This is a genomic window from Ferriphaselus sp. R-1, from assembly GCF_000746095.1.
Lineage (GTDB): Bacteria > Pseudomonadota > Gammaproteobacteria > Burkholderiales > Gallionellaceae > Ferriphaselus.
In genome coordinates, this window is record NZ_JQKP01000002.1 from 131,851 (window position 1) to 149,136 (window position 17,286).

Below are 17,286 nucleotides of genomic sequence, written 5' to 3' on the forward strand. Positions count from 1 at the left end.
AAGACCCTCATGGCCATCACACAAGCCCTCATCAGCGTCTCCGACAAATCCGGCGTACTCGAATTCGCCCAGGGCCTGCATGCCCTCGGCGTGAAGCTGCTCTCCACCGGCGGCACGGCCAAGCTGCTCGCCGACAACGGCGTGCCCTGCACCGAAGTCGCTGACTACACCGGCTTCCCCGAGATGCTGGATGGCCGCGTCAAGACGCTGCAGCCCAAAGTCCACGCGGGTATTCTGGCGCGCCGCGATCTGCCCGAGCACGTCGCCACGCTGGAAAAGCACGGCATCCCGACCATCGACCTGGTGGTTGTGAATCTGTACCCGTTCGCGGCGACCGTCGCCAAGCCCGGCTGTACGTTGGAAGACGCGATCGAAAACATCGACATCGGCGGCCCGACCATGGTGCGCGCAGCGGCCAAGAACCACGGCCACGTCGCCATCGTCACTGACCCGGCCGATTACGCCGACGTGCTGGCCGAGATGCAGACCAATGGCGGCGCGGTGTCCGATGCCACCCGCTTCGACCTGATGAAGAAGGCGTTCTCGCACACTGCCGCCTACGACAGCATGATCAGCAACTACCTCACCGCCATCCGCAACGACGGCAGCAAGAGCTCGTTCCCTGCGCAGATCAACTTCAATTTCGCCAAGGTGCAGGACATGCGCTACGGCGAGAATCCGCACCAGAGCGCCGCCTTCTACCGCGACCTGATCGCGCTGCCCGGCGGCATCGCCGACTACACTCAGGTGCAGGGCAAGGAACTCAGCTACAACAACATCGGCGACGCCGATGCGGCGTGGGAATTGGTCAAGACCTTCGATCAACCCGCCTGCGTCATCGTGAAGCACGCCAATCCCTGCGGCGTGGCGATCGCGGATTCCGCGCTGAACGCCTACAAGCTGGCCTACGCGACGGATACGACTTCCGCCTTCGGCGGCATCATCGCCTTCAATCGCGAGCTGGATGAAGCCTCCGCTGCGCAGATCACCGCCAACCAGTTCGTCGAAGTCATCATCGCGCCAAGCGCCACCGACGCTGCACTGGCCGTCACCGCCGCCAAGCAGAACGTGCGCGTGCTGACCGTGCCGCTGTCCAACGCCCACAATGCCTGGGACGTGAAGCGCGTCGGCGGTGGCTTGCTGGTGCAGTCGCCGGATGCGCTCAACGTGCAGGCCGACCAGCTCAAGGTCGTCACCAAGAACCAGCCGACCGCCGCACAACTGGCCGACCTGCTGTTTGCCTGGCGTGTGGCGAAGTACGTGAAATCCAATGCCATCGTGTTCTGCAAGAACGGCCAGACGCTGGGCGTGGGCGCGGGCCAGATGAGCCGCGTCGATAGCACCAAGATCGCCAGCATCAAGGCACAGCACGCCGGTCTGAGTCTAGTCGATTCCGTGGTGTCGTCGGATGCTTTCTTCCCGTTCCGCGATGGCATCGACGTACTTGCGGCAGCTGGAGCCAAGGCTGTGATCCAGCCCGGCGGCTCGATGCGTGATGCCGAAGTGATCGCCGCCGCCGACGAGCACGGCATCGCCATGGTGTTCACCGGCTACCGCCATTTCCGCCACTAAATCCGGACTGACCCGACACACGCGACAGGAGGCGACATGCGTACCACACGACTGCTCAAGATGATGGTGTCGCCCCTGCTGCTGGCGTTGGGTATGGGTGCGAGCCAAGCGGGCGAGCTGGCCATCGTGCGCTGCAACGCCGAACCCGGCGGTCCGGTGGTGCTGCGCTCGTTCTCTATCTCCAACCCTGCACTGATCGCCACGCCCGAATTGGCGGCCAAAGAGAATTGCGCCCTGTTCCTCAAGCAGTTGCAGGACAAGGGTTTCGCCATCACCGGCGAGTTCGTGTTGCAGGATGCGGGGACCGGATCGAGCGGCACGCCTATCGCATTGATCTACCGCCTGAGCCGGTAGTACGTCCAAACAACAGTATCAGCGAGTCGAATATGAAAATTCTAGTGGTGGGTTCCGGTGGTCGTGAACATGCTTTGGCCTGGCGTCTGGCGCAAGGCGAGCGGGTGCAAAAGGTGTTCGTCGCGCCCGGCAATGCGGGCACAGCGCTGGAAGATGGCCTGGAGAATCTGCCCATCACCGACATCCAAGAGTTGATCGAGTTCGTCAAACGCGAAAGTATCGAATTCACCGTGGTCGGGCCGGAAGCGCCACTGGCGGCGGGCATCGTGGATGCCTTCCGCGCCGAGAAGCTGAAGATCTTCGGCCCGACCAAGGCCGCTGCGCAGCTCGAATCCTCCAAGGACTTCGCCAAGCGCTTCATGACCCGCCACCACATCCCCACCGCGTTCTTCGAGACGTTCAGCGATGTCGAGTTGGCGCGCGATTACGTGGACAAACACGGCGCGCCCATCGTCATCAAGGCTGACGGCCTGGCCGCCGGCAAGGGCGTGGTAGTGGCGATGACCGAGATGGAGGCCTATGCCGCCATCGACATGATGCTGGCCGACAATAGCTTCGGCGACGCGGGCGCGCGGGTGGTGATCGAGGCGTTTCTGGAAGGCGAAGAGGCCAGCTTCATCGTCATGGTCGACGGCAAGAACGTGCTGCCGCTGGCCACCAGCCAGGATCACAAACGCCTGCTCGACCGTGACCACGGCCCCAACACCGGCGGCATGGGCGCGTATTCGCCCGCGCCCGTCGTCACGCCCACCATTCACGCCAAGGCCATTCGCGAAGTCATCCTGCCGGTGGTTCGCGGCATGGAAGCCGAGGGCGTGACCTACACCGGCTTCCTCTACGCCGGGCTGATGATCTCGCCGGACGGCGGCCTCAAGGTGCTGGAATTCAACTGCCGCATGGGCGACCCCGAGACCCAGCCCATCATGCTGCGCCTGAAGAGCGATCTGTCGGTGCTGATGGAGCACGCCATCGCCGGAACGCTGGACCAGGTCGAAGCTGAATGGGACAGACGCACCGCGCTGGGCGTGGTGATGGCTGCCGCCAACTATCCCGACACCCCGCGCAAAGGTGATGTCATCACCGGCCTGCCCAAACCGCAGGACGATGCCCACGTGTTCCACGCCGGAACCACCATGCAAGACGGCAAGGTCGTCACCAACGGTGGCCGCGTGCTGTGCGTCACCGCGCTGGGCGACATGGTCAAGCGCGCCCAGCAGCGCGCCTACGAAGTCGCCGACGGCATCCACTTCGACGGTGCCCAGATGCGCCGCGACATCGGCTACCGAGCGATCGCACGCAGGTAATCCGGCCACCTCGCCACCCCAGCTGGAGCGGACCGCGCGCACCATAACCGGCAAGCGCAACGCGCCGGGTTCGAGCAGGTTGCGCCCGGCACATGAAGCCTGCCTGATCTTATGACATCAAACGATCGGCAAACTGACAGACACCGAGGTTCCTTGCCCCGGACTGCTAACGATAGCGATCCTGCCACCGTGCAACTTGACCAGTTCATACACAATCGTCATACCCAGCCCCAAGCCGGGCATCACCCCCGATGAGTCGGCCCGGTAGAATCGCTCAAACGATCTTTTCTGCTGCTCCTGATCCATGCCTATGCCGGAATCACGGATCTCGAGCACAGCTCGCATCTCACCATCCGAACCGCGCTCTTGCCCTACAGCGACATCGACGCGGGTATCTCCAGGGGAGAAGCGATAGGCGTTGTCGACCAGATGCTCCATCACCTGACCAATTCTTTGCACATCGACATATACACGCGAGTCATCTTGAAGTGTAAGTACTGGCCGAGCGCGCCCCTCCGGGACTAGAAAACCAGCCACCTTGGCCTGAACCAGCTCGAACAGAGAGACTTCGCGCATCTCGAAGAGCGAGCCCTTGTAAGCATCGATCCGCGAAAGTTCGAGTAGCTCGTCGATAATCGAGGCCAGCACTCCTGATTGGCGGTGAATGACATTGGCTACTTCCTCCAGATCTTGTGACATGATCCGGCCAGAGGCCAGCAGCTCGGAGTAACCATAGATGCTAGCCAGTGGTGTCCTTAACTCATGCGCCGCCATCATGAGGAACTGACTTTTCAGCCTATCAATCTCGGCCTCGAAGGTGACATCTCTGAAATGCAGCACCATGGACACGTGTCCGATCAAAGCCCTTTGCACCCTGATCTCCAGCAATCTGCCGGTGGGTTGGGCAAGCTCGATCAGGCAGCGCACACCTCGATTACCCGCCCCCACCGCCGCCTCGTCATGCATGAGTTGCTCCAGGCATCCCGACCGCGCCTGGACACACTTTCCACGCAACACAGCAACCAGCTCCTCAAGCTCCAACCCCAGCACCGTCGAACCATCCACCCCCAGGATCGTCTGGAACGTGCGATTCACCAAACCGACTCGCCCCTGTAAATCGAACGAAACGAATCCGTCCGGACTCAGGGCAAAAATAGCGGCCATTTGCTCGCCACGTTGCCTGAGCTGGGATGCGGTGACCTCAAGCTGCCGAGCAGTCTCTGAACGTGTAGCACTTTCTTCGGCAAGCTGTTCGTTCCTGTGCCGCAACGTCGCCGTCATCTGGTTGAACGCAACGGTCACCTCAGCCAACTCATCTTTACCGCGCACCGGAATTCGATAATCGAAATCACCTTGCGCGACATGATGACTGGCATCCTTCAGGCCGACCAGCTGTCGAGTAAGATAAGTTCCCAGCATCCAGGAAAACAAGGCCACCAAAGCCATTTCGAGGAGCGCGATGCCTCCCGCCCATTCCCGAGCAGATTCCACCAATGCGGCCAAAGGTAGTGTCGACAGGCCGACTCGGACCTGGCCATAATTCACACCCTTGACCTGGATCGGCGTTGCCCAGTCGAAAACATCATCCTGCACCGAGCTGAACGAAGAGTCGGCATGAAACGGACGAGCAAGCAAGGTCCCATCCCCTCGCTGGGCCAAGACTCGTCCATCCTGATCGAGAATCGATACGTAGTCGATATGGCTGGATGCGATGGCTGCGTCAACCAGCCCTTCCAGAGTTGCCAGATCCTGAGCTAGCACTGCCTCCCTGGATGCGCCAGCAAGCAACTCTCCAGCCAGTCTGACGCGCTGTTCCAGCTCGCGTTCGTTGGAGCGCGCCAGTACCGCCATCACACTGGAAATCAGCAGAGCAAGCAGGGTGGCCTCGATCAGGCCAATGCCAATAATGGTCTTGGTTCGGAAGCGCACGGACAATCACCAACGATGTCGCGATGGGCTCATGGGGTACCCAAGCGCTCAAGCATCTTGAGGTCGAGTGCGCGAATATCATTCCACGCCTCATCCTCGGCACGCATAATTCCGCTGAACGTAAGCCCGCGCAAAATCTGGCGTCCCCTCTCGGTCGAGGACATGGACACCAAAGCCTGTTGAACTCGCTCAACAATCTCGGGACTCACCCGTGGTGCGCTAGCTATGGCATGGGGCGTGTACTGGGCGGTCTGTACCAGAACTCTCAATTGCCCTCGAACTGCATCGGGAGCCGCCTCCAGAGTTCGCGGTATTCCTCCACCCGCCGGATACAATCCGGCGGCAACCGCTCGGTATACCGATTCGTGCGACGACACATAACGTGGGGTGATCTTGACCCTCTGCCGCTCGAATTCGGCCTGGGTCAGAATCGAGGCCGCGAATGCTGCCGGTGCCGGAAAGGCCACCTCCTGCCCAGCCAGGTCGGGTAAGGCCCGTACATTGGCATCTTTCCGTACCACGATAATTCCCTTGAGCATCTTTGCCTGCTCCTTGGCTAGAGCTCGGTAACCCGATACGCGATGAAAGACCACATAGTGGTAGGGATTCATGTAGGCAAAATCGTACTCGCCTCGTCCCAGTCGCTGTTCGAATACCGGGATGCTAGGTGCCGTGGCAAACCTGAAGCTCAATCCGGTATGCAGACTCAACTCGGCAAGCAACGGCCCCCACTCCTCTGCCGATCGACTAGCCGATTGCTGCGGAACAATGCCGAAAGTAAAGGTTTGTCCGAGTTCACTTGATTGAGCGAGCCCAGCATAGAGCAATACCCCACAAAGGGCGGCCCCAAGTAATCTTAAAAAACGCTGCACTTGATAATCCTTCAAATCGCCGGAATAAAGATAGAGACCGTCGTCCCGACGCCCAGCGTACTTGCTATGTGAAGCTTACCTCGATGCAACTCAACGATCTCCTTGACGATACTCATCCCAAGTCCGGTCCCTGGAATGCTGCCGGAAGTATCCGCACGATAGAATCTTTCACAGACCCGAGCGACTTGGCCCTTGGTCATCCCGATACCATGATCGGTGATACGCATCACGCAATAATGCACGGCATCATGCACCTCGGACGCCAGACTGAGCATGACATCACCCCCACCTGGCGAGTACTTGTAAGCATTGCTCAACACATTGCTCAGTGCCTGACCGATCTTGCTCCGATCGACATTGAAGAACAGAGGGGTATCGGGCATCTGCAAAATCAACGGCCTGTGTCCGTCGATGTTGAAATTGGCAGATACCTCCTGGCATACCTCGCGGGCTTCGTTCTTCTTGTAGACAAAATCCTTACCCCGACGGGCCTCTATCCTGGAAATATCCAGCAGCTCATTGATGATGCTGTTGACCAATGCCGACTGCCTGAAGACCACTTCCAGCATTTCCTTCCGATCCCCCTCGGGATAGGACCGATTCAGCAACAGCTCGGTATAGCCATAGATCGAGGCCATCGGAGTGCGCAGCTCATGAGCCGCTGTCGACAAGAATTCACTTTTTATCTGCGCCACCTCCCACTCGTAGGTGACATCCCGGAAATACACTATGCGAGACAGGGTATGTGAGCGGCAGCTCCGCAGCGACATCTCCAGCACCTTGCCTGTACGGGCGATGTGGATCGTCTCTGCACGTTTCTTACTATCACCCTTATCTTCAATAGTCCGCTTCTGGGTCGAAAGGTCTAGAAAGACGGTCCCAGCCTGGCAGCTCGCTGACATCAATTTGACAAACTTCGACTCACTAAGCCCCATGACCTCAGACAGCTCCAGGCCGACCAGTGTGGAGAACGCCGGGTTCGCGTATTTGACCAGCCCCTGATTATCGAACGAAATCAGGCCATCAGGACTCAGGGCAAAGATGGTATCCAGCTGCTCATTGCGGTCCTGCAATGCCATCTCAGCATCCCGCCGGTCGGTGATGTCAGTATGTGACCCAACCATGCGCAAGGGTTTGCCATCGGCATCGAATATCGCCTTGCCCCGATCCAATATCCACTTGTATCCGCCATCCTTGCACTTCAGTCTGTGCTCGGTCTGGTAAAACGCTGTATGGCCAGCCAAGTGTGCGTCAATGGCATCCATCACACTAGCGATATCGTCCGGATGGACTCGACTGCGCCACTCCTCTAGCTGATTTGGCAGTTCCTCCTCGGAAAATCCGAGCATGGATTTCCAGCGGGTGGAGTAGAACACCGCTCCATCCTTAATGTTCCAGTCCCAGATACCATCATTGTTACCTTCTAGCGCCAGCTGCCAGCGTAGCTCGCTGTTTGCCAGAGCCTGTGCCATTTGATGCCGCTCAGTGACATCACGAGCAAAGCCGACCGTGCCGATGACCTCCCCCGTGGGCGCAAAGACCGGATGCTTGTATGTTTCTATCCAGATTCGGGTACCTTCCGCTTCGAGCGGCTCCTCAACAAATTTCTCGCGTTGGCTTTGCATCACCTCCTGGTCGTCCGACCGGTAGCTGAGTGCGAGCTCTTCGGGCCACAGATCAAGGTCAGACAGGCCGACCACACTATCGGGATCAGACCGTCCACTAGCCTCGGCAAAACGGCGATTGACAGTCAGGAAGCGACTCTCCCCATCCTTCAGCCAAATCATGAACGGAAAGTTGTCGAGCGTGGCACGCAAGTAGGACTCCCGTCGCTCCAACTCTTGTGCCGCGAGGATGCGCTCAGAGATGTCGATTACACTACCGACCATGCGTAATGCATTTCCAGCCTCATCCCGCTCAACCACATCCCCTCGGTCGAGTACCCAGATAGTGGCTCCATCGGAACGATGCATGCGATGCTCGCTACGGTAAGGCCCCCCGTTGGACAGACAGGCCTCGATCGATCGCCTGACCCTCGACACATCCTCTTGGTGGACAAGTGCCGAAAAGATCTCAAATGGATGGCGCGCGTAGCGCTCATCGAACCCAAGTAGCTTGCACCATCTGACATTGTGAGTGACGGTCCCGGAGCGGATATCCCAATCCCAAATGCCTTCCTGGGTAACATCCAACACATACTGCAAACGGCGCTCACTTTCCTCCAGATCATTCTTGGCCCGACGCAAGTCGGTAACATCCGTGGCGATCACCAATATCTGCGGGGAGCCATCTGGTGCCAGCAACGGTTTCTTGATCGATTGGTAGTAATGCGTCTCACCGGTCACGGCATCCGTGGACTCCTCCATCACGATCCGCGTCTCGTTCTGCGACATGATTTCGCGCACGTTTTGTAGATAAAACTCGACCTGCTCCCGATTGGGGTTGAACGCACCATCATCCTTGCCCACCAACTCGTTCGGGGTCGTCCCATACAGGTTGGCCAACGCCCGATTTCCCAGGATGAACTTACCATTCCAGTCCTTAAGTAGAATGATGTTGGGGTTCTCGTCGATAACCGTTCTCAGTAAGTCGTAACCCTCGTCACCTACCACTTCCAGCCCCTCACTCATCACGCCCCCTGTCACCCCAAAAATCTCTCTCTTCGCCGCTCACCCCTTCGCCCGTTCGGCGAAGTCGGCCTTGGCTTGGAGTACATCATCCTCATCCACATAACTCAGAGCAATGGCATAAAAGTCTTCGTGATGAGCCAGGAACACATCGAGGACATCGGGATCGAAGTGCTTACCCCGCCCGTCTAGCATAATCTTGCACGCCGCCTCATGTGGCATCGGAGCCTTGTAAACACGCCGACAGATCAAAGCATCGTACACGTCTGCAACCGCCATCATTCTTGCCGCTATCGGAATGTCATCTCCCGACAGCCCCTCCGGATAACCGGAGCCATCCCATTTCTCATGATGGTAATAGACGATGTCCTTCGCAAGATCAAGGAAGCTGATCCTTGCGCCAAGTAGCTCCTCCGCATGGACGATGGCATCCCTCCCCAACGCGGGATGCGATTTCATTATCTCCATCTCCTGCGGCTCGTAACGCCCCGGCTTCAGCAAAATGCGATCCGGAATGCCCACCTTTCCTATGTCATGCAACGGGGCAAGCTTCGACACCAGACTGATGTTATGTTCGGTCAAGAAAGCATCGAATCTGGCATGTCCCTTCAGTTTGTCAGCCAACAGCCTCATGTAGAGTTTGGTGCGTATTAGGTGGTTGCCGGTGTCAACATCACGAACCTCGGCCAGCGACGACATCGCCATCACCACAGCATCCTTGATCGAATTCAGCTCCAAAGTCCGGTGCGAAACTGCGACATCGAGGTAATCGTTGATTTGCCGCAAGGTATCGATGCTGCTCTTGACGGCAAGTTGAGCCTTTATCCTTGAGCGTAGAATGGCTGGCGCGATAGGGCGGGTGATGTAGTCGACGGCCCCCAACATCAGTCCGGTCTGCTCGTCTTCTATTTCGCTACGTCCAGTCAGGAAAATCACCGGGATGTCGGCGACATCAGGATCCTGCTTCAACAGTCGACAAACCTCATAGCCATCCATGCCCGGCATCATCACATCGAGCAAGATGAGGTCTGGCTTGTGCTGCCTTGCCAGCAACAAGCCCTTCTTTCCAGTGTTTGCCACTTGCACTCGGTAGCTTTCAGAGAGTAAGCCGGAAAGCAGCCGCAAATTCGTTGCTGCATCGTCCACTATCAGAATGGTCTGCCTTATCGGCATAAATAATTGCATATCCGCTTATCCTCTACATCGATGGTTGGTTCTCCGATGCAGCATCCGCACCGTTTCCAGAGGCTCGCATTAAGCCAATAGCCACATCAAAATCAAAGTTGTTGACACTGGCGATAAAAGCGCCCGCCTGTTCGCCCAGCAGCGCCTCCAACTGCCCCCTTAGCTGCTCAGTACGCGCCTGGGCCATAGCATCGCCCTGCTCTAAAAGGTACAACAGCTCTGTGCGGACGGCATGCAACTCCGCGTCAGGATAAGGTGATCGGGCCTCCGTACGGGCAAGAGGAACTTCCGGCAAACATTGCAGAATCTGATCGGTCATGCTTTTGAGGGGCCCCTCCAGCGAGCTCAAGCAAGAGTCGAGCTGTTTGCGCCCGGCTTTGTCACGGATTGCACCCTCCAGCTCAGCCGCAAGCGCAGAAAGCTCATGTGCGCCAAGATTGGCCAGCACCCCCTTGAGCGTATGCGCCGTTCTTTGCGCCTCCGCCCCATCTCCGTCATCGAGCTGACCACCGATCCGGGCCGTCACATCGGAGAAAGTGGCAGCGAACTGCTGCAACAAAGACCGATAAAGCTCCTGATTGCCCGCCACCAGCCTGAGACCAGTCGCAGTATCGACTCCTTCGATCTGCAACAAGTCGGGCACAGCCTCAACCGTCTGCACATCAGCGACACCCCGCCCCGCCCATCGACCGAGGGCGTGGTAGAGCGAGTCAGGATCGATCGGTTTGGTAAGGTGGTCATTCACCCCCTCCTCGAAACACCGCTTCCGTTCATGAGCAAGGGCGTGGGCAGTTAGCGCGATCACCGGTAGTCCCTTGAAACGTGGCAATTTACGTATCGCTATCGTAGCTTCATGCCCATCCATCACCGGCATTTGCATGTCCATCAGAATGACTTGCCAGGGTACCGGGTCAGCCGCCGCCTGCAACAGATCGAGAGCCTCTCGCCCGTTACCGGCTAACGTCACCTCGACCCCTGCTGCGATCAATAACTCCCGAGCGATCTGCTGATTGATGGGATTGTCTTCGACCAGCATCACATTGAGGCCGGCCAAGTCGGGCATACGTTTATCGTCATGCTTCTCACCGGCAACGGACTCATAGATGGCCGGCGCGAAGAGCTGCGCCACGACATCCCACAGCATCGTGTAATTGACCGGCTTCTCCAGGAAGCCGGCCACGCCGACATCCTGCGCAGCCTGATAAACATTGTCTGCCCCAAAAGCCGTTACCATGACGATACGGGGCGGATGCTGAATGAGCAGTTCCCGATTGATCATCATCGCAGCCTCGATACCATCCATCTCCGGCATGCGCCAATCCATGAATACGAGCTGATAAGGATCAATCCCGTCTTGCGATTCGATGGCCGAAATGGCCGCATGCACATCGCCGAAAGAGGTGGCTTCGATACCCAACGCCTTGAGCTGCTCTACCAGAATTTCCCTCGCGTCCTCATTGTCATCGACGACCAGTGTGCGTATCGCACCGACATCGGGTATCGCCAGGACCTGATGCCGCCTCTCTGACACTTCCAGCCAAACGCGGAACTTGAATTCGCTCCCCTGCCCCAAAGTCGACTCTACCCAGAGCCGCCCCCCCATCAGTTCGACGATGCGTTTGCTGATAGCAAGCCCCAGCCCTGTCCCCCCGTACCGGCGAGTGGTCGATGTGTCGGCTTGAGTGAAGGCCTCGAACAGCCCGCTCACCTGATCCACCGACATGCCTATGCCGGTATCTTTCACGGAAATCTGCAGTTCTACCGCCCCAGGCCGATGATCGACCACACTGATATCAAGCTTGACCATCCCCGCGTCAGTGAATTTGATGGCATTGCCGACCAAGTTGGTCAGCACCTGCCCGAAGCGAAGTGCGTCGCCAACGAGACTCTGGGGAACATCAGGCGCGACATGGATCAGGAACTCAAGGTCCTTCTGGCGGGCTTTGTCGGCGACCAGCACTGCGAAACTGCCCATCACCTCATCCAGCCAGAACGGAGCACACTCCAACTCCAGCTTACCCGCCTCCACCTTCGAGAAGTCGAGTACGTCGTTGATAATATTGAGCAGCGCGGTACCTGCCGAAAAGATCTTCTCGACATAGTCGCGTTGTCGAGCATCCAGTTTCGTCTTCAGCGCCAGATTAGACATGCCAATGATGGCATTCATCGGGGTCCGTATCTCGTGGCTCATGTTGGCGAGAAACATGCTTTTCGCCTTGGTAGCCTGCTCCGCCTTGGCCTTTTCGGCTATCAGTTCGAGATTCTTCTCTTCCACCGCCACATTTGCTTCCGCCATCACCTGCTGACTGCGAATAAGCTCACGTGTCTGGCGCTTAAGCTCCTCCGTCCGCACAGCCAACTCGGTGTTACTGCGCTGTAACACGTCCTCGGATTGCTTGAGTTGCTGACTCTGGCGCTCGGACTCAGCAAGCAGACAGGCAAGCTTCTCGTTACGCTCAATCACATCGATCATCAACGCCAAGGTGGTGGACAGCTCGGTCAGCAAAGCGCGATGACGCTCGGATACAGGGGCCAGCATACCGATCTCGATCACTGCAAGCACGTCGTCGTTGCGCGCAATAACCGGAAACAGCCAGATATGTCGCGGGCATGTTTCGCACAGACCTGAGGAGATCGCAATAGAGTCCGAGGGAATATCATGGAGCGATATCGGCAGCTTATCCAAAGCACATTGGCGGATCAAGCCGGAGCCGAACTCAACCTCGATCGGCAAATCATTGCGATTCCGGTAACCCCAGCTTCCCATCAGTCGCAGTCCATCGATGCCCTCATCGAACAAGTAAGCCAAGCCCACTTGAGCATCAATCGTGGTTGCGACGTTGCGGATCAAAATGCGCGCAAAATCAGATTTACTCTTGGCACTCTGCAGATCCCGGACGATCAGAGCGACATTGCTCTTCACCCAGTGGGACTCCTCGGCACTCTGCACTTTGGACTGCAATCCCAGCAGTGACCTGGCCATATCGCCGACATCGTTTTTAAGATCCGTGAACGGCACACGCTCAAAAAGTTGCCCATTGGTCAACGAGTCGATGGCCCCCTGCAACAATCGCGTCGGCACGCGGATACTGTGGGCGATCACCAGGGCAAGGCCGCTACCGACCAGCAACGCAAATATCAATAGCTCGATGAATTGCCATAAACCGCTCTCTGAGTTCCGCTCCGCACGTTCCACATGTTCGCGGATCTCAAGCTCTTCCTGAGCCAATAGTCCCGCCAGCCGCTCCTCCAGCTCGGTACGGATATCCGCATAGCCGGATGCTTCGATCATCTTTTGTATGTCGTCCGCCGCATCCCTCCCGTTCTCCCGCAACAACAGTTGAACCTGATTAACGATGACAAAATACTCCGGCAGCACCTCGTCCATCTTGGCGACCAAAACACCCGCCCGATTGCCGTACCGGTGGTCGTGCAACTCGGCGATATTCTTGCGCAGGCGATTTTGCAGCTCACTGAAGACAACCAGCTCACCAGCCAGTCCATTACCCGAGTGTGCACCTTGGAATGCCAGTCGATTGACCCTGGCATCGATATTGGCAAGATCGGCGCTGACATCCTTGACGTGAATGACCCGATGAAAGTCCCGCTCGTAGAGTTCAGAGATCAGTTCGTTCCTGACATGCAGGTTATAGATACCGATGGTGCCGATCACGGCGACGATGCATAGCATCAACCCGAAGCCGACCGACATCTTGAACACCACTGACTGACTCTGCAGCCCCCGCAGTATGGATCTCATGATTCGCCGCTGCCCGGTCGCTCAATCTCAAGCAGATGAGCGCTTACACCATCGACACCGGCTATCCGGAATCGCCCTCCACCCGAGTGCTTAACCGCATACATCATCTGATCGGCAAGCCGGTACAGTTCTGCCGCACAAGTAGCATCCATCGGGAATCTCACGACACCGATACTGGCCCCCATCTTCAGGCTATGTTCACCCAAGCCGATCGGCTGCGACAAGGCCACCAACAGCTTATTGGCAACGACCGCTATCTCTTTGGTATCGGCCAGCCCCTCCGTAACGATGATGAACTCATCACCTCCCACGCGCGCCACCGAGTCCACCTTGCGTACCGCATTGACCATGCGCTCACTCTGCAACTTCAACGCAGCATCACCAACCGCATGACCGTAGCGATCATTGATGGGCTTGAGTTTATCAAGGTCGATATAGAACAGCGCGAACCCGGAGGGGCGCCTGAGGTCGTTCAAAATCGCCTGATCGATGCGGGCATCGAGCAACCTTCGATTCAGCAAACCCGTCAGAGGATCGCGCATGGCGGCCTCCAACTGGGCGGAGTTGCTCGCTATCAATTGGTTTCGCTGCAACATCAGCTGATTGATATCTTCGGCATAGCGATGGAGCTGGGCATACAAATCCGCCACCATCTCGCCCGAACTATCCACCTCGGGTACCTTCACCTTAACATCGCCTCCACCCACCGTATGACCTGCAATGGACCGAATGGCTTAATGAAATAGGCATCAGCGCCATGCTCTTCACCCAGACGAACATCATTCGACTGCCCTCGGGCCGTGATCATGGCGACCCGCACATCACTAAATTCAGGATCACGCTTGATCACATCGAGGACATCAATTCCATCTATATCTCCCGGCATCATCACATCCAACAACACGATTTTGGGATGATGACATCTGAGCATTTCCAAAGCGCCCACCCCATCCCTCGCCTCGATCACCTCGTAGCTCCCACCCAGAGTTATCGCCAGCAATCTGCGAATGTCGAATTGATCATCTACAACAAGTATTTTTTCCATTGCAAGTCAAGCCCACCTATTACATCGATGTTTTTCTGCGTGTCCGAATGACAAATCCTGCACATATTATCATTTATATCATAATTTACACAGACCACCCCACCAAAGACCCGACAAACACAATCTTTATTACACATAAGTAATCTTAAATAGAGAATAGATCCACCAACAAAACGGGGTAAATTCATTATTTCATTTTTATCATTAATATTGCCATGCTATCATCACATCCATTCTGACCTCACTTGGGTGACGCAAATGACCGAAGAAATTGAAACCATTCTGATCGCAGACGATGATGGGTATCTAAGGAAACTGCTGGAAACTACGCTGGACTATAACCACCGGAAAGTATTGACCGCTGCGGATGGCCCTCAGGCATTTGAACTTGCAAAAAAACACCTGCCGTCAGTGATAATCCTCGATGTGATAATGCCCAAGATGGACGGCATTGAGGTCTGCAAGAAAGTAAAGGCCACATCAGGACTAAGCGATGCCTTCGTGATACTGTTGACTGGGCACGACCACACTTCCATCGGAGAGAAGGCCAATCAAGCTGGGGCAGATGCGTATCTCACCAAGCCCTTCTCACCGCTGCAACTCATCCGATTGGTAGAGTCACGCGGCATCACGAGCAGAAAGCCCAGCAATGCTGAACAAGACCAAGCCAACTGAGAACATCCCGGTCTTGCACTACGCGGTCAGTCATCTGAGCGAGCGCTTGGCCGAACGCCAGCAGCTACTGGACCAATATGCCAGCGACTTACGTTCACTGATATCGCAGGAGTTCCAATCTTCCCGCGAGGAGGAGGATGCCCAACCCTCGTGGATCAATCTTGGGATTGCCGCACATTGCGCCTCCCTCGCCAGGCAAGCCGGGCAAGATCCCGGCTATGCCGATAAACTGGAGCAAGCTGTCCGGCATCTGGGCCAAACCCGATCCCCCGTTTCGCCATGTACGCTAGCCGCCCGCCCCCAGCCAGAAGGCGAGGTAGGTGAGATTTTGCATCAAATAATTACATATCAGATGTGCTGGTACGATGGCAGCACCCGATTCCTGCCAACGCTCGACAGCATTCCTTTCGCCGCACGTTGCTACGCACTAGTTTCGTTCTGTCACCACTTTCTCGACATGGATAGTCCCAACTATAGTCTGCGCCTCATCGCACTGAAGCCCATGATAAGAGCGCTGGAGGGACGACTTTTTGACCCGGTCCTGGCCCGCAAGCTGTTTACGGCCGCCGAACAAAGCACATGAAATCAGGAGAGAAGATGCCCTCGAACGCAACGCACACTTCTTCAAGGGTTGAGATATTGGAAGGTCTGGTCGACCTGTTGAACCATCAAATCGCCTCGCTGGAGGCAGTCATAGACTATCAGCGCCAAGAGAACCAGCAGCTGCACACCCTGCTTGAAAAGTATGCCTCCGAACTGAACGAACTCATCGCCATCGACAGAGAGTTAAGTACAGACGGCGAGAAGGGAATCAGCTTGAACGACATCATCCATCTTGCCCCGCCGTCTGAAGATGATGCACGAGGATCCAGTCGTTGAAAGTCGCCCCTTCGCCCCACTCACAACACCTCCGACGTAAGCGTGGGCAGGGCAATGCTCAGGATGATTGCCAGCGCGCCCTTACTTTGAGGGCAATTTCGCGCAACTGGTCAAATGGGATCGGCTTGGGCAAAACAGGTATGCCCTGCGGCATGCCGCCTCTGGCATCGAATCAGCCTTATCCAGCGCAGTTACAACGACTATCTCGATACCATCGAGCTCCGGCATCTCCTTCAAGCAGCGCAGCATTGTCAGACCATCCATCTCCGGCATATTAAGATCGGTGATCACCAGATCAGGCTGCTCTTTGCCGATCAGCACCATCGCCTCCAGCCCATTACTAGCCGAAATGACACGAGGCATCATGGGCCAGCCGGACAGATTGGCCTCATACAATCGCAACAAGACTCGATTGTCCTCTACAACGAGAATTTTGAACCGCCTGTCAAGGGATGCGAGGTCCAAGTTCGACTGATTCCGCAACAGCAGTCGATCGACCGACTCTCGGGAAATCCTGCGATGCCCGCCCGATGTTTTCCACGCTGCCAGCACCTGCCGCTCAACCCACAATTGAGCCGTGCGAACCGAAATCCCCAGCAGCTTCGCCGCCTCGATGGTGGAATAATAATCCTTCTGTTCTGACACCTTGACCTCGCCCCTTGCTATCACATTTTTGATTTTACACAAAACGTCTGATAATACCGAACCAATTGATCGATTTGATTCATTGAGAACCTCTCAGCGAAGCTCGCCGAGCCGATTGAGAGTTCAGCCGATCACTTCCGGAAACCGTTACCGGGGAAGATTACATTCCGCCGCCGTGCGCATCTTGCGGAGGAGCGGGTGCGAACGGCGATACGGCGATTGGGCACAGGGCAAGCCTCACAGCCGCACTCAACGTTGCATTTGCGCAAGCAGGGGAAAGCCGCTAAGACACAAGCTGAAAAGGAAAATGGCTCGCATCGCTGCAAGCCATTGAATTCTGGTGGCGAATCCCCGATTCGAACGGGGGACCTGCGGATTATGATTCCGTCGCTCTAACCGGCTGAGCTAATTCGCCATTTGAAGAGTGCGCGATTCTCCA

Annotated in this window: 14 protein-coding genes and 1 tRNA gene; 6 read left to right on the forward strand and 9 right to left on the reverse strand. The window is 56.7% G+C overall.

Annotation, left to right across the window (positions count from 1 at the left end):
* The first annotated feature begins 9 nt into the window (after positions 1 to 9).
* Genes purH through purD form a run of 3 tightly spaced genes read left to right on the forward strand, consistent with a single transcriptional unit; the run spans position 10 to position 3,230 of the window.
* Positions 10 to 1,572: a bifunctional phosphoribosylaminoimidazolecarboxamide formyltransferase/IMP cyclohydrolase gene (gene purH / locus DM08_RS03055; RefSeq protein ID WP_035383163.1), complete on the forward strand. Its 1,563-nt coding sequence runs from the start codon at positions 10 to 12 to the stop codon at positions 1,570 to 1,572.
* Positions 1,573 to 1,608: 36 nt separating this feature from the next.
* Positions 1,609 to 1,926: a hypothetical protein gene (locus DM08_RS03060; RefSeq protein ID WP_035383164.1), complete on the forward strand. Its 318-nt coding sequence runs from the start codon at positions 1,609 to 1,611 to the stop codon at positions 1,924 to 1,926.
* 32 nt (positions 1,927 to 1,958) lie between these two features.
* Positions 1,959 to 3,230, forward strand: coding sequence for a phosphoribosylamine--glycine ligase (purD, locus tag DM08_RS03065; RefSeq protein WP_035383165.1), 1,272 nt, complete (start codon positions 1,959 to 1,961; stop codon positions 3,228 to 3,230).
* Between the two features lie 117 nt (positions 3,231 to 3,347).
* On the opposite strand, the gene DM08_RS12160 is transcribed toward purD, so the two are convergent.
* From DM08_RS12160 to DM08_RS03100, 7 genes are read right to left on the reverse strand one after another with little or no spacing between them, the layout of a single operon-like run.
* Positions 3,348 to 5,159: a sensor histidine kinase gene (locus DM08_RS12160; protein WP_152555764.1), complete on the reverse strand. Its 1,812-nt coding sequence runs from the start codon at positions 5,157 to 5,159 to the stop codon at positions 3,348 to 3,350.
* Between the two features lie 29 nt (positions 5,160 to 5,188).
* Positions 5,189 to 6,031, reverse strand: coding sequence for a phosphate/phosphite/phosphonate ABC transporter substrate-binding protein (locus DM08_RS03075; RefSeq protein ID WP_237560205.1), 843 nt, complete (start codon positions 6,029 to 6,031; stop codon positions 5,189 to 5,191).
* An 11-nt stretch (positions 6,032 to 6,042) separates the two neighbouring features.
* Positions 6,043 to 8,661, reverse strand: a complete 2,619-nt coding sequence (locus DM08_RS12165) for a PAS domain S-box protein (protein WP_051937762.1) — start codon at positions 8,659 to 8,661, stop codon at positions 6,043 to 6,045.
* Between the two features lie 39 nt (positions 8,662 to 8,700).
* The gene (locus DM08_RS03085; RefSeq protein ID WP_035383166.1) at positions 8,701 to 9,843 is read right to left on the reverse strand and encodes a response regulator; all 1,143 of its coding nucleotides are present in this window, start codon (positions 9,841 to 9,843) and stop codon (positions 8,701 to 8,703) included.
* A 13-nt stretch (positions 9,844 to 9,856) separates the two neighbouring features.
* Entirely contained in the window at positions 9,857 to 13,603 is a 3,747-nt protein-coding gene (locus tag DM08_RS12170) for a response regulator (RefSeq protein WP_051937763.1), read from the reverse strand.
* Complete coding sequence (locus DM08_RS03095; protein ID WP_152555765.1) at positions 13,600 to 14,256, reverse strand: GGDEF domain-containing protein; 657 nt, start codon at positions 14,254 to 14,256, stop codon at positions 13,600 to 13,602. Before DM08_RS03095 ends, DM08_RS12170 begins: the two co-directional genes overlap by 4 nt.
* A gap of 29 nt (positions 14,257 to 14,285) precedes the next feature.
* Positions 14,286 to 14,648, reverse strand: a complete 363-nt coding sequence (locus DM08_RS03100) for a response regulator transcription factor (RefSeq protein WP_035383167.1) — start codon at positions 14,646 to 14,648, stop codon at positions 14,286 to 14,288.
* Positions 14,649 to 14,906: 258 nt separating this feature from the next.
* On the opposite strand from DM08_RS03100, the gene DM08_RS03105 reads away from it, so the two are divergent.
* Genes DM08_RS03105 through DM08_RS03115 form a run of 3 tightly spaced genes read left to right on the forward strand, consistent with a single transcriptional unit; the run spans position 14,907 to position 16,202 of the window.
* Complete coding sequence (locus tag DM08_RS03105; protein ID WP_051937765.1) at positions 14,907 to 15,323, forward strand: response regulator; 417 nt, start codon at positions 14,907 to 14,909, stop codon at positions 15,321 to 15,323.
* Positions 15,298 to 15,906 carry a hypothetical protein gene (locus DM08_RS03110; RefSeq protein WP_035383168.1) on the forward strand — a complete coding sequence of 203 codons (609 nt, stop codon included), beginning with the start codon at positions 15,298 to 15,300 and terminating at the stop codon, positions 15,904 to 15,906. Before DM08_RS03105 ends, DM08_RS03110 begins: the two co-directional genes overlap by 26 nt.
* 14 nt (positions 15,907 to 15,920) lie before the next feature.
* Positions 15,921 to 16,202 carry a hypothetical protein gene (locus DM08_RS03115; RefSeq protein WP_152555766.1) on the forward strand — a complete coding sequence of 94 codons (282 nt, stop codon included), beginning with the start codon at positions 15,921 to 15,923 and terminating at the stop codon, positions 16,200 to 16,202.
* Positions 16,203 to 16,283: 81 nt separating this feature from the next.
* Here the strand turns inward: DM08_RS03115 and DM08_RS03120 are convergent, their stop codons facing one another.
* The gene (locus DM08_RS03120; protein WP_152555767.1) at positions 16,284 to 16,847 is read right to left on the reverse strand and encodes a response regulator; all 564 of its coding nucleotides are present in this window, start codon (positions 16,845 to 16,847) and stop codon (positions 16,284 to 16,286) included.
* 338 nt (positions 16,848 to 17,185) lie between these two features.
* Positions 17,186 to 17,262 (reverse strand) — tRNA-Met (locus DM08_RS03125).
* Positions 17,263 to 17,286: the final 24 nt, after the last annotated feature.

Bases quoted from the DNA above. Each gene is read 5' to 3' on its own strand.
- DM08_RS03115 (WP_152555766.1), top strand. From the start codon at position 15,921: ATGCCCTCGAACGCAACGCACACTTCTTCAAGGGTTGAGATATTGGAA.
- DM08_RS03085 (WP_035383166.1), bottom strand. From the start codon at position 9,843: ATGCAATTATTTATGCCGATAAGGCAGACCATTCTGATAGTGGACGAT.
- DM08_RS03105 (WP_051937765.1), top strand. From the start codon at position 14,907: ATGACCGAAGAAATTGAAACCATTCTGATCGCAGACGATGATGGGTAT.
- DM08_RS03060 (WP_035383164.1), top strand. From the start codon at position 1,609: ATGCGTACCACACGACTGCTCAAGATGATGGTGTCGCCCCTGCTGCTG.
- DM08_RS03110 (WP_035383168.1), top strand. From the start codon at position 15,298: ATGCTGAACAAGACCAAGCCAACTGAGAACATCCCGGTCTTGCACTAC.
- DM08_RS12165 (WP_051937762.1), bottom strand. From the start codon at position 8,661: ATGAGTGAGGGGCTGGAAGTGGTAGGTGACGAGGGTTACGACTTACTG.
- purD (WP_035383165.1), top strand. From the start codon at position 1,959: ATGAAAATTCTAGTGGTGGGTTCCGGTGGTCGTGAACATGCTTTGGCC.
- DM08_RS03095 (WP_152555765.1), bottom strand. From the start codon at position 14,256: ATGGTGGCGGATTTGTATGCCCAGCTCCATCGCTATGCCGAAGATATC.
- DM08_RS12170 (WP_051937763.1), bottom strand. From the start codon at position 13,603: ATGAGATCCATACTGCGGGGGCTGCAGAGTCAGTCAGTGGTGTTCAAG.
- purH (WP_035383163.1), top strand. From the start codon at position 10: ATGGCCATCACACAAGCCCTCATCAGCGTCTCCGACAAATCCGGCGTA.
- DM08_RS03100 (WP_035383167.1), bottom strand. From the start codon at position 14,648: ATGGAAAAAATACTTGTTGTAGATGATCAATTCGACATTCGCAGATTG.